This window comes from Cohnella panacarvi Gsoil 349, assembly GCF_000515335.1.
Lineage (GTDB): Bacteria > Bacillota > Bacilli > Paenibacillales > Paenibacillaceae > Cohnella > Cohnella panacarvi.
In genome coordinates this window covers 1,617,285-1,627,955 of record NZ_KI911563.1, presented here as the reverse complement: position 1 = coordinate 1,627,955, position 10,671 = coordinate 1,617,285, and the positions used below count along the sequence as shown (strand labels likewise).

The 10,671-nt window shown below is 53.7% G+C and carries 11 protein-coding genes, 15 tRNA genes and 1 rRNA gene; all 27 read left to right on the top strand.

What is annotated here, in order from left to right; translation table 11 throughout:
- The first annotated feature begins 140 nt into the window (after positions 1-140).
- The 27 genes from rrf (at position 141) to COHPA_RS0107795 (ending at position 10,589) form a co-directional block, all read left to right on the top strand.
- Positions 141-257, top strand: a 5S ribosomal RNA gene (gene rrf, locus COHPA_RS0107925).
- A 16-nt stretch (positions 258-273) separates the two neighbouring features.
- Positions 274-349: transfer RNA gene (locus COHPA_RS0107920), tRNA-Asn, on the top strand.
- 4 nt (positions 350-353) lie between these two features.
- A tRNA-Ser gene (locus COHPA_RS0107915) sits at positions 354-445 on the top strand.
- Positions 446-486: 41 nt separating this feature from the next.
- Positions 487-561 (top strand) — tRNA-Glu (locus COHPA_RS0107910).
- A 109-nt stretch (positions 562-670) separates the two neighbouring features.
- Positions 671-747, top strand: a tRNA-Met gene (locus COHPA_RS0107905).
- 34 nt (positions 748-781) lie between these two features.
- Positions 782-858 (top strand) — tRNA-Asp (locus COHPA_RS0107900).
- Positions 859-868: 10 nt separating this feature from the next.
- Positions 869-944 (top strand) — tRNA-Phe (locus COHPA_RS0107895).
- 22 nt (positions 945-966) lie between these two features.
- Positions 967-1,042, top strand: a tRNA-Thr gene (locus COHPA_RS0107890).
- A 17-nt stretch (positions 1,043-1,059) separates the two neighbouring features.
- Positions 1,060-1,144, top strand: a tRNA-Tyr gene (locus COHPA_RS0107885).
- A gap of 10 nt (positions 1,145-1,154) precedes the next feature.
- A tRNA-Trp gene (locus tag COHPA_RS0107880) sits at positions 1,155-1,228 on the top strand.
- A gap of 14 nt (positions 1,229-1,242) precedes the next feature.
- Positions 1,243-1,318: transfer RNA gene (locus COHPA_RS0107875), tRNA-His, on the top strand.
- Between the two features lie 17 nt (positions 1,319-1,335).
- Positions 1,336-1,409 (top strand) — tRNA-Gln (locus COHPA_RS0107870).
- Positions 1,410-1,415: 6 nt separating this feature from the next.
- Positions 1,416-1,490 (top strand) — tRNA-Gly (locus tag COHPA_RS0107865).
- A 12-nt stretch (positions 1,491-1,502) separates the two neighbouring features.
- Positions 1,503-1,576, top strand: a tRNA-Cys gene (locus tag COHPA_RS0107860).
- Between the two features lie 14 nt (positions 1,577-1,590).
- Positions 1,591-1,667: transfer RNA gene (locus tag COHPA_RS0107855), tRNA-Arg, on the top strand.
- Positions 1,668-1,677: 10 nt separating this feature from the next.
- Positions 1,678-1,763, top strand: a tRNA-Leu gene (locus COHPA_RS0107850).
- A gap of 8 nt (positions 1,764-1,771) precedes the next feature.
- Entirely contained in the window at positions 1,772-2,308 is a 537-nt protein-coding gene (locus COHPA_RS0107845) for an MEKHLA domain-containing protein (protein ID WP_084760473.1), read from the top strand.
- A gap of 245 nt (positions 2,309-2,553) precedes the next feature.
- Positions 2,554-2,844, top strand: coding sequence for a LiaF transmembrane domain-containing protein (locus COHPA_RS0107840; RefSeq protein ID WP_027085644.1), 291 nt, complete (start codon positions 2,554-2,556; stop codon positions 2,842-2,844).
- A 15-nt stretch (positions 2,845-2,859) separates the two neighbouring features.
- Positions 2,860-3,534, top strand: coding sequence for a PspA/IM30 family protein (locus tag COHPA_RS0107835; protein ID WP_027085643.1), 675 nt, complete (start codon positions 2,860-2,862; stop codon positions 3,532-3,534).
- A complete protein-coding gene (locus COHPA_RS0107830) occupies positions 3,527-4,033 on the top strand; it encodes a PspC domain-containing protein (protein ID WP_027085642.1) in 507 nt (168 codons plus the stop codon). The genes COHPA_RS0107835 and COHPA_RS0107830 overlap by 8 nt, the downstream gene beginning before the upstream one ends.
- 2 nt (positions 4,034-4,035) lie before the next feature.
- Positions 4,036-4,710 carry a PspA/IM30 family protein gene (locus tag COHPA_RS0107825; RefSeq protein WP_027085641.1) on the top strand — a complete coding sequence of 225 codons (675 nt, stop codon included), beginning with the start codon at positions 4,036-4,038 and terminating at the stop codon, positions 4,708-4,710.
- A 141-nt stretch (positions 4,711-4,851) separates the two neighbouring features.
- Positions 4,852-5,496: a cell wall-active antibiotics response protein LiaF gene (liaF, locus tag COHPA_RS0107820; protein ID WP_027085640.1), complete on the top strand. Its 645-nt coding sequence runs from the start codon at positions 4,852-4,854 to the stop codon at positions 5,494-5,496.
- A gap of 24 nt (positions 5,497-5,520) precedes the next feature.
- Complete coding sequence (locus tag COHPA_RS0107815; protein WP_027085639.1) at positions 5,521-6,564, top strand: sensor histidine kinase; 1,044 nt, start codon at positions 5,521-5,523, stop codon at positions 6,562-6,564.
- 6 nt (positions 6,565-6,570) lie between these two features.
- The gene (locus COHPA_RS0107810; protein WP_027085638.1) at positions 6,571-7,215 is read left to right on the top strand and encodes a response regulator transcription factor; all 645 of its coding nucleotides are present in this window, start codon (positions 6,571-6,573) and stop codon (positions 7,213-7,215) included.
- A 146-nt stretch (positions 7,216-7,361) separates the two neighbouring features.
- Positions 7,362-8,912 carry a glucose-6-phosphate dehydrogenase gene (gene zwf / locus COHPA_RS0107805; protein WP_027085637.1) on the top strand — a complete coding sequence of 517 codons (1,551 nt, stop codon included), beginning with the start codon at positions 7,362-7,364 and terminating at the stop codon, positions 8,910-8,912.
- 42 nt (positions 8,913-8,954) lie between these two features.
- The gene (locus tag COHPA_RS0107800) at positions 8,955-9,578 is read left to right on the top strand and encodes a cyclase family protein (protein ID WP_027085636.1); all 624 of its coding nucleotides are present in this window, start codon (positions 8,955-8,957) and stop codon (positions 9,576-9,578) included.
- A 132-nt stretch (positions 9,579-9,710) separates the two neighbouring features.
- Positions 9,711-10,589: an AraC family transcriptional regulator gene (locus COHPA_RS0107795; protein ID WP_027085635.1), complete on the top strand. Its 879-nt coding sequence runs from the start codon at positions 9,711-9,713 to the stop codon at positions 10,587-10,589.
- Positions 10,590-10,671 lie beyond the last annotated feature (82 nt).

Below are 10,671 nucleotides of genomic sequence, written 5' to 3'. Positions count from 1 at the left end.
ACGTGTGGAGCTGACGAGTACTAATCGGTCGAGGGCTTATCCTAATGACAATGGATGGCCAAGATGTTTCAAACTTTCACCAAACGCTTTGTTTCGCATCCAGTTTTCAAGGCGCAAGCCTTGAACCACATGACTTCTGGTCTGGTGGCGATGGCGGAGGGGTTCCACGCGTTCCCATCCCGAACACGACCGTTAAGACCTCCAGCGCCGATGGTACTTGGACCGCAGGGTCCTGGGAGAGTAGGACGTTGCCAGGCTGAAGTCATCTAACATTCCCTGATAGCTCAGTTGGTAGAGCACTCGACTGTTAATCGAGTTGTCACAGGTTCGAGTCCTGTTCGGGGAGCCATTATGGAGAGGTGTCCGAGTTGGTCGAAGGAGCACGATTGGAAATCGTGTAGGCGCCTAAAGCGTCTCGAGGGTTCGAATCCCTCTCTCTCCGCCATAAAGCTTCAGCAATCATGCAATTTGGCAGTACAGCAACGTGGCCCCTTGGTCAAGCGGTTAAGACACCTCCCTTTCACGGAGGTAACAGGGGTTCGAATCCCCTAGGGGTCACCATCTTCTCTCAATCAGGAATTGCCATAAATTGAGGGTTGCAATCGGTTAACGAGTTGAGTTATGATATATAAGTCGCTTTGAGATAACCGAATAAAGTAACTACTAACGACGCGGGGTGGAGCAGCCCGGTAGCTCGTCGGGCTCATAACCCGAAGGCCGCAGGTTCAAATCCTGCCCCCGCAACCAATTATCTCTCGGCTGATGACCGAGAAAAGATCGCGGAGCCGTGGTGTAGTGGCCTAACATGCCTGCCTGTCACGCAGGAGACCGCGGGTTCGAATCCCGTCGGCTCCGCCACTTTAATCTTGGCTCGATAGCTCAGCTGGTAGAGCAGAGGACTGAAAATCCTCGTGTCGGCGGTTCGATTCCGTCTCGAGCCACCACTTACAACTTCATTTACAACATGCCGACTTAGCTCAACTGGTAGAGCAACTGACTTGTAATCAGTAGGTTGGGGGTTCAAGTCCTCTAGTCGGCACCAGCTTTACCTTAAGTCGTGGAGGCTTAGCGAAGTGGCCAAACGCGGCAGACTGTAAATCTGTTCCCTCCGGGTTCGGTGGTTCAAATCCATCAGCCTCCACCAGTTTTATCTTAGGGGCATAGTTTAAGGGTAGAACAGCGGTCTCCAAAACCGTTAGTGTGGGTTCAATTCCTGCTGCCCCTGCCAACTGAATTGACATGGCGGTCGTGGCGAAGAGGTCAACGCACCGGATTGTGGCTCCGGCATTCGGGGGTTCAAGTCCCCTCGATCGCCCCATTTCTCACATTCAGCATAGGGGTTTAGCCAAGCGGTAAGGCAACGGACTTTGACTCCGTCATCCTAGGTTCGAATCCTAGATCCCCTGCCATTTTACGCGGAAATAGCTCAGTGGTAGAGCATCTCGTTGCCAACGAGAAGGTCGCGGGTTCGAATCCCGTTTTCCGCTCCATTATGTTTTTCCGGCGCCATAGCCAAGTGGTAAGGCAGAGCTCTGCAAAAGCTTTACCCCCAGTTCGAGTCTGGGTGGCGCCTCCAATAACTGAATATACGCGCCCTTAGCTCAGCTGGATAGAGCGTTAGACTACGAATCTAAAGGCCAGGAGTTCGAATCTCTTAGGGCGCGCCACTTACAATAAGCCGGTGTGGCGGAATGGCAGACGCGACGGACTCAAAATCCGTTTCTCGAGAGGGAGTGGGGGTTCAAGTCCCTTCACCGGCACCATACATGGAATGAGAACAGCTTTAGGATCACGGATCCTGAAGCTTTTTTTGTATTTCGAATCGACGAGGGGAGCGAATAGAATGCATCGTCCTTATATGAATGAGGATTCGGAACTGCGAGCTCGATTGATGTTCGAAAGCTATGCCCGATATACAGGGAAAAGGTTGATGGAATATGATTCGAACGTACATACGGCGGCCGAAGCGATTTATAACGCTCCATTCGTGTTGCTCGCGCACGGGGCCGAATCTGATCCGCAGTTGAACTTCGGTAACGCACGGGCATTAAGCTTATGGGAGATGGATTGGGATACGTTCACATCGATGCCTTCGAGGTTAACGGCTGAACCGATGGAACGATCCGTACGGGATAAGCTGCTTGCGGACGCCAAACGTCAAGGCTACTCTGAAGGAATTCGTGGGATACGCGTCGCGAAGAGCGGACGACGATTCGAAATCATCGACGTTCTATTATGGAACCTTGTCGACGAGTATGGCAACTATCAAGGGCAGGCAGCCGTTTTCGATCAATGGCGATACGTCTAAGGATTCCTGAGCGAACGGGATATCGAGAGTTTAGAGGAAACCTCCACGGCCGTGGGGGTTTTTATCGTTCTATACGGCCTTGTTGCCCCGGGCGCTTAACCTTAGGTCGTATAGGGTAAAGCCTTAAGGCGGTATACGTACTCGACTACAGTCCAGGGTCAAAAACATACGCGGGTCCGTTATGCGAAATCGCGCCGGGGTTTACAATGAGTTCATAAAGCAAACGAAATGAGGTGAAGCGAAAGATGCGAAGCGGAAACGGACTTGCGATCCTGCTTATCGGATTCGGCGGTCTCATCATTCTCGGCAAGTTGGGCATCGGACTAGGATTTTTCTTGGGGCTACTGATCCCGATTCTTATCATTCTGCTAGGCGTCATGGCTTGGAACAACGGCAATCGGCTTCTTGGGGGCGTACTTGGGGTAATCGGCGTAATCATGCTGCTCGGTAAACTATCCCACCTGTTCGTCTGGGTAGCCGCGATCGCGCTGGTTATGTTCGGCGTATCGATGCTGCGTAGAAACTCTAGAGCATAGGGGGGTTAAAAGTTAATGAGCGTTATGAGAAGGGTTAGGGATCTCACGGCGGCGAATATGAACGAACGGCTCAGCCAGTCTGAGGATCCGGTAAGCGTAATCGATCAATTCCTGTGGTCGACGCACCAAGAGATCGTTCAAAGCGAAGGTTTGCAGCGTCAGTACGCGGTTCACACCGAGCACCTTTATAGACAATGGAAAGACGCGCAGCAATGGGTAGCGAAGAGAGAGCAGCAAGCGGTGACCGCGCTGAAAGCCGGCGAAGAGGAGCTTGCGAGGCTGGCGCTGCAGGAGAAAGTCATGCACGAGACGCAAGCGGACAATTACGGCAAGCTGTACGAACAGAGCAAGCAAGATCTTGCGGAGCTGGAGAGGCTGCTTCTAGAGCTTCGCTCGGAGTATCGGACCGTATACGACCGGCGTCAATTCTATGTCGCCAAGATGGAATCGCTGCGGCTGCAGCAGCGCTTGAATTCCAAATTCGGCTCGGGCGGTCCGGATACCGCGAGAATGTTCCGCACGATCGACGATCGTCTGACCGATATTGAATTGGAAGCCCGCAGCCTTCGCGAGTTGCGGAGAGCGGGACATGAAACCGCGTATGCTGATTCCTTCGCGGAACATTCGATCGAGCAAGAGCTTGACGCGATGAAGCGAAGACTGCAGCAGGGAGGAGTAACCGATGCGTAAGCTTTACCGTTCAACGCGAGACAAGAAGATATTCGGCATTTGCGGCGGGTTAGGAGAGTATTTCGGCATAGACACGACCTTGCTCCGCGTATTGCTCATTATCGTAGCCGTGTTCTCGGCAGGTTCCGTCATTCTGGTGTACATTATCGCCGGGTTCGTCATTCCGCGCGAACCGATTCACGGAGGATACGGATCGACGCCTCCGCCGTACGGCTGGGGCGGACGCGAGCAGCCTCAATATGGCTCGCAGAGCTGGTCGAACCATGGCCCCTCGTGGAGTCATGCACCTCAACCGCCTCAACCTCCGCAGCCTCCTCGTCCGCCGGCCCCGGATTACGGGAAGCCGCCTGTATATACGGCACAAGCAACTCCCGCATCGAGACCGGCGCAGGAAATCGACAAGATGATGGAGGAGATGGAGACGAAGGCGCTCCGTAAGGAAATCGAAGAACTTAAAGCGAAACTCAACAAAATCGAGAGGGAATCGAAAGGAGAATAACGATGGGCGTATTTCAAAGAATGAAGGATTTGACGAAAGCTTCGATGCATGATTGGCTGGACAAACTTGAGGATCCGATCGTCATGATCAACCAGTACATTCGCGAAATGGAGAAAGAAATTCATGACGCAGAGGTGACCGTGGCCAAGCAAATGGCGGCCGAACGCCGGATGAAGCATCGCTTGGACGAATCGATTCGTCTCACTGCGGAACGTGAAGGGCAGGCGGAGCTTGCGCTGCGGAACGGAAACGAAGGTTTGGCTCGCAAGCTGTTGGAGGATAAAGTGCAATTCGCCCGCCAGGCGGAGGAATTGACGAACTTGCACGGCCAAGCTTACGCACAAGTATCCGAATTGACCGCGCAACTGCACGAAATGAAAGAGGAATACTACAAGCTGCGCAACAAGCGCAACGAACTGGCGGCCCGTGCCCAAATGGCCAAAGCGCGCAAGCAAATGGCGCAAGTCAGCTCGCTCCACACGATCGAGAGCGGCAACGCGACCCGCGGCTTCCACCGGATGGAGGAGAAAATCATGCAGATGGAGGCGGAAGCCGAGGTTGCCCGCATTCCAAACTCTCCGTACGCAGGAACGCCGACGCATCTCGATCCGGACAAAAGCTTCCGCGTCGAACAAGAGCTGCAAGAGCTGAAAAACCGGATTGGAACGAACGAATAGTCGAATAGTCAAGCATTCTCGGCGTTGCCAAGTTATGCTATGATGTCAAAGTATGCTGTCGATCACTCATGCCATAACGGAATTTCCGTTATGGCTTTCGCTACGAAATAAGGCGAGATTCCCAAGGAGGTGTAACCCGATATGAGAATGCCTATGTCCAGGAACGCGATGTTGATTATTGCAGCCGGTATGTATCTTGCGCTTGGCGCCATAGCGGGTTACGCGACGGTTAACGCGGTCGTCTTGATACTCATCGCCATGGACCGTTACCGTTGGGATCGATCAAGGCTTTCTTTCGTCATTATCGCGATCTGTATACTCGTGCTGATCGTGAACCAGTTCGCGCTGTTCGCGCTCGTCGTTCTAATCTCGCTGGGCATCTATTATTTACGGGCCAAGCCGCCTGCGGTCGGTACTTACGTCAGCAAACATCAGTTGTTCCTGAACATGCGGTGGAACGAACAATCGTGGGTGCTTCATTCCATGAGCTTCTGGCATGCGTTCGGCGAGGTGCGAATGGATATGACGCTGGCGGTGCCGGAGGACAGACAGCTTACGATCGTGCTCCAGGGTATTGCCGGCAACGTGGATGTAATCGTTCCCGACGATTACGGGCTCGAAGTGGAAGCGTCGGTGCTGCTTGGACAAATTTCGTTCAAGGATACCAAGGAAGGCGGCATGTTCCATCGCTTCTCATGGAAATCGCCTGATTTCGATAATCGGGAGACGCAATTGAAACTTCAGTTATTTTATCTCGTAGGAGATATCAAAATAAGGACGATATAACGGGCCGATCGGGAGGGTTGAAGGATGGAAACGCGAAAAGCTGTGAATATGGTTTGGCGCCAAATCGGGGAGACCGTCCTTTTCTCGCTGGGAATCGGCATCTTAATCGTCTACTTGTTATGGGTTCAAGGATTCATGGCCCCGTTCGGGCATTGGTCGCACACTTTAAAATTCGGACTTTACGCGTTCGGCGTACTCGTCGTGGCGGGCGCGGCTTTCGGTTTTCTGCGCAGCTACCCGATTCGCAATCGGCTCGATATTCTCGGCGACGCGATGTCGTCGCTCGAGAAGGGGAATCCAAGCCTGCCTATCCCGAGTCTCGGCCATGACGAGATCGGAAGGCTCGGCGATCAGCTTGTCAGGCTCGGACGCAAGTGGGAAGAACAAGTCACTTCCTTGCAGCGTTTATCCACGAACAACGCGGAGCTTGCTTCGAAGGCAAGAATGAGCGCCGTCGTGGAAGAACGGCAACGGCTTGCACGCGAGCTGCACGACGCGGTCAGTCAACAGCTGTTCGCGATTTCCATGACCGCGACGGCGGTCGGACGTACGCTGGATCAAGACTTCGAACGCGCCAAGCGCCAGGTTCAACTCATCGAAGAGATGGCCGCGGCAGCCCAATCGGAAATGCGCGCGTTACTGCTGCACTTGCGTCCGGTACATCTGGAGGGCAAACGGCTCGTCGAAGCGATTCCGGAGCTTGTGGACGAGATGCGCGCCAAGATCGCGATCGATATTTCCTTAGATATGGAAGAGGAACTGTACCTGAACAAAGGGATGGAGAACCACCTTTTCCGCATCGTACAAGAGGCGCTCTCCAATACGCTGCGCCATGCGAAGGCCACGAAAATGGATATCGTGCTTCAGCGGCGCGGGGATTCCGTGCGGCTGGGCATTCGGGATAACGGAGTCGGCTTCGATCCGATGCTGAAGAAGCATGCTTCTTACGGAATGGTAAGCATGGAAGAACGGGTGAACGAAATCGGCGGTTCTCTTAATATCGCCAGCGCGCCGGGTAAGGGAACGCGTATCGAAATCAGGGTACCCATTATGGGGGAAGGCGGGTAAGTACATATGGCAGACATTCGCGTGTTGTTGGTCGACGATCATGAGATGGTACGGATCGGCTTGGCGGCGGTCCTGGGAACGGAGCAAGGCATTGAGGTCGTCGGCGAGGCGGGGAACGGCATGGAAGGCCTGCGCTTGGCGAAGGAGTATAAGCCGGACGTCGTGCTTATGGATCTCGTCATGGAGCCGATGGACGGCATCGAAACGACGCGCCGGGTGATGGAGGAGCTGCCGCAATGCCGGGTAATCGTGTTAACAAGCTTCCTCGACGACGAGAAGCTGTATCCGGTTATCGAAGCCGGGGCGTTCAGTTATCTGCTGAAGACGTCGCGAGCTTCCGAGATCGCCGATGCGATCCGCGCGGCAGGGCGCGGCCAATCGGTATTGGAATCCCAAGTCGCGTCCAAAATGATGAACCGTTTCCGCCGTCCCGCGCAAGCCGAAGCGCAACCGCACGAAGATCTAACGGATCGGGAAATGGAAGTGTTGAAGTTGATCGCGCTAGGGAAGTCTAATCAGGAAATCGCGGACGACTTGTTCATCGGCATTAAGACGGTCAAATACCACTTAACGAATTTATTCGGCAAACTCGGCGTCGAGGACCGCACGCAGGCGGCAATCTACGCCCATCGCAACGGGCTGGCGGAATAATCGATAACGGGAGTGCAATCGCCTATTGTCGAAATAGTAGGTTAAAAATATAGCGTTGTTCCGGCAATTATGCTACAATACATTAAATTTAGTATACTTTGTTTACTCCTATCCTTAGATCCCGTGAGAGAAGAAAGATGAGGAATATGACAAACAACAACCTTGAAACTGTCTCCGCCCATGAAGCGGTCTATTTCATTTTCGGAGCGACTGGAGATTTAGCTCGCCGGAAGCTATTCCCAGCTCTGTACAGCCTGTACCGCGAAGGCAAGCTAGGCGAACGGTTCGCCATCGTCGGCCTTGCCCGTCGTCCGCGCACGAACGATCAATTCCGCGACGACGTTCACGAAGCCATTAAGGAATTTTGCAGATATAAACCGAGCGATGCGGATTCTTGGAACGCTTTCGTCGAGCATTTTACCTATCAATCGCTCGACATTAACAACGTGGAAGGGTTCCGCACGCTGAAAGCCCACACGGAAGATTTGGAAGCCAAGTATTCGATTCCGGGTAATCGTCTTTTCTATTTGGCGCTTGCGCCGGAGCTGTTCGGTCACGTCTCCCGCAGCCTGCGCGACGGGGGGATGTTGGAGTCGAAGGGATGGAAGCATCTCGTGATCGAGAAGCCTTTCGGTTACGATTATCCTTCGGCGGAGAAGCTTAACGCCGAAATTAGCGAAGTATTCCGCGAGGACGAAGTATACCGCATCGACCACTATCTCGGCAAAGAGATGGTTCAGAACATCGAAGTCATTCGTTTCGCGAATGCGTTCTTCGAGCCGCTGTGGAACAAGAACCATATCGCCAACGTTCAGATTACGCTCGCGGAGACCGTCGGCGTAGAGGATCGCGGCGCTTACTACAATAAATCCGGCGCGCTTCGCGACATGGTGCAGAACCATCTGCTCCAGATGCTAACGATGGTCGCCATGGAACCGCCTAGCCGCCTTGATCCCGAGCATATCCGGGACGAGAAGGTTAAAGTCCTCCGCTCCATCCGCAAGATGAATACTCGCGACGAAGTCGTCGGCAGCGTCATCCGCGGCCAATACGCTCCGGGTTCGAGCAAAGGCAAAGAGCTGAAAGGCTACCGGGACGAGGATTCCGTCGATTCGGCTTCCGTGACGGAGACGTTCTTCTCCGCGACGCTATACGTGGACAATTTCCGCTGGGCTGGCGTTCCGTTCTACGTGCGCACGGGCAAACGCCTCCCGGTCAAATCGACCGAGATCGTCATCGAATTCAAAAACGTACCTAACAACGTCTTGTTCGCGAGTAAGCAGAACGTTCAACCGAACCTGCTCGTTATACGCGTCAATCCGATGGAGGGCATTTATATTAAGCTGAACGCCAAGAAACCGGGCAACGAAATGGCGATCCAGACGATTGCCACGGAATATTGCCAAAGCTGCTTGACCGGCATCAATACGCCGGAAGCGTACGAGCGTCTTATTTTCGACGCCGCGCGTGGCGACTCCACGTATTTCACCCGCTGGGACGAACTCGCGACCGCTTGGAAGCTTGTCGACCCGATCGCTGCGGCGTGGAAAGAAGACCCAAGCGATCTGCAGTTCTATTCCGCAGGATCGTGGGGGCCGGACGAAGTCGAGCGTATGCTTGCCGCGAACGGGCACCACTGGTGGCCGGTCAACGGTCAAGACGAAGACAACGTCATATGGATCTCGAACAGCAAGTAAGAAAGGCTGCGCAGCAGCATGTCTTGTAAGGAGGAGAAGCGAATGCCCCGCATTATCGATATAAGCATGACGATCGAAGAAGGCATGCAAGTATGGAAGAACTACGAGGCGAAGAAGCCGAGCATCACGAACGTGCAGAATCACGATCAGGGCAAGCCGCACGAAAGCCTGCTGACGATGAACGTGCACACCGGCACGCACGTCGACGCTCCGTTGCATATGATTGCAGGCGGCGCGACGATCGAGACGATCTCGCTTGACCGTCTCGTAGGGCCGGCTCGCGTGCTTGATCTGACGCACGTGAAGGGATCGATCACGAAGGAAGATCTGCTGCCGTTCGCCATTCAACGCGGAGAGCGTCTACTATTCAAGACATCGAGCTCGTTGACCGAAGACTTCGATCTGGAATTCCCGTTCCTGCGGGAAGACGGCGCGAAGTACTTGGCCGACATCGGCGTAGGCATCGTCGCAACGGACGCGCTCGGAATCGAGCGGGCCCAACCGGATTATGCGACGCATCGTACGCTGATGAGCAACGATATAATTATCGTTGAAGGGTTGCGCCTCAAGCACGTGGATCCGGGCAACTACTATCTCGTCATCGCTCCGCTCAAGATGACGGGCATCGACGCGGCTCCGGCTCGTGCGTTCTTGATCGCCGATTGAATATATCGCCAGTATGAAGATCATACCATCCCCGGTATGATCTTTTTGTATGAGACCCTGCAGAACGGTGCACGGATAATCGGATGGCCGTCCCTTTATCCTGCTAATCTGTTTATGAAGGAGGTCGGGTAAATGGATTCGCTGAAAGCCATGAATGAGGCGCTAGCTTACATCGAGAACCATCTAGCGGACGAGATCGACATGAATGAAGCGGCTAGGGTAGCTTATTGTTCGGAGTACCATTTTACGAGAATGTTTTCGTTCCTAGCGGGCATTCCGTTATCCGAGTACGTGCGGAGAAGAAGGCTGACGCTTGCCGCATTCGAAATTCAAAACCAAGGCGCTAAGGTCATCGATGTCGCGTTGAAATACGGGTATAACTCGCCGGATGCGTTCACAAGGGCATTTCAGAACCTGCACGGAATTACGCCGTCGGACGCGCGCAGCTACGGCCATTCGCTTAAAGCCTATCCGCCACTGACCTTCCAATTAACCGTTAAGGGAGGCAACGAAATGAAGTATCGAATCATGGAGAAAGACGCTTTTCAAGTCGTTGGCATCAGCCGTAGAGTACCGATCGTATTCAATGGGGTCAATCCGGCTATCGCGGCCATGTGGGCTAGTCTGGATGGAGAGACGATCGCCGAGCTGAAGCAATTGTCCAACGTAGAACCGATGGGGCTGCTGAGCGCCTCGACGAATTTCTCGGAAAGCAGGATGGAGGAACAGGGGGAACTCGATCATTATATTGGCGTCGCGACGACCATTGAAGCTGCTGAACGGTTCGCAAAGCTTAAGGTAGCAGCTGCCACGTGGGCAATATTCGAGGCGGTCGGACCTTTTCCGGATACACTGCAAAACGTGTGGGGGCGAATTTACTCCGAATGGTTCCCGACTTCCGGTTATGAGCAGGACGTAGGACCGGAACTGCTGTGGAACGAGAGCAAGGACGTGTCGTCGCCGACATTCCGAAGCGAGATTTGGATTCCGGTAAAGAAGAAACAAGGGTAATGTGGTATTGAAGCTGTTATAAAATGGGCTGTCGCGGTTGCGGCGGCTCTTTGTTTTCGCTTTACAACGTAACAGTGTTATG

Coding starts and splice junctions, on each gene's coding strand:
- COHPA_RS0107845 (WP_084760473.1), top strand. CDS start 1,772: ATGAGAACAGCTTTAGGATCACGGATCCTGAAGCTTTTTTTGTATTTC.
- COHPA_RS0107840 (WP_027085644.1), top strand. CDS start 2,554: ATGCGAAGCGGAAACGGACTTGCGATCCTGCTTATCGGATTCGGCGGT.
- COHPA_RS0107835 (WP_027085643.1), top strand. CDS start 2,860: ATGAGCGTTATGAGAAGGGTTAGGGATCTCACGGCGGCGAATATGAAC.
- COHPA_RS0107830 (WP_027085642.1), top strand. CDS start 3,527: ATGCGTAAGCTTTACCGTTCAACGCGAGACAAGAAGATATTCGGCATT.
- COHPA_RS0107825 (WP_027085641.1), top strand. CDS start 4,036: ATGGGCGTATTTCAAAGAATGAAGGATTTGACGAAAGCTTCGATGCAT.
- liaF (WP_027085640.1), top strand. CDS start 4,852: ATGAGAATGCCTATGTCCAGGAACGCGATGTTGATTATTGCAGCCGGT.
- COHPA_RS0107815 (WP_027085639.1), top strand. CDS start 5,521: ATGGAAACGCGAAAAGCTGTGAATATGGTTTGGCGCCAAATCGGGGAG.
- COHPA_RS0107810 (WP_027085638.1), top strand. CDS start 6,571: ATGGCAGACATTCGCGTGTTGTTGGTCGACGATCATGAGATGGTACGG.
- zwf (WP_027085637.1), top strand. CDS start 7,362: ATGACAAACAACAACCTTGAAACTGTCTCCGCCCATGAAGCGGTCTAT.
- COHPA_RS0107800 (WP_027085636.1), top strand. CDS start 8,955: ATGCCCCGCATTATCGATATAAGCATGACGATCGAAGAAGGCATGCAA.
- COHPA_RS0107795 (WP_027085635.1), top strand. CDS start 9,711: ATGGATTCGCTGAAAGCCATGAATGAGGCGCTAGCTTACATCGAGAAC.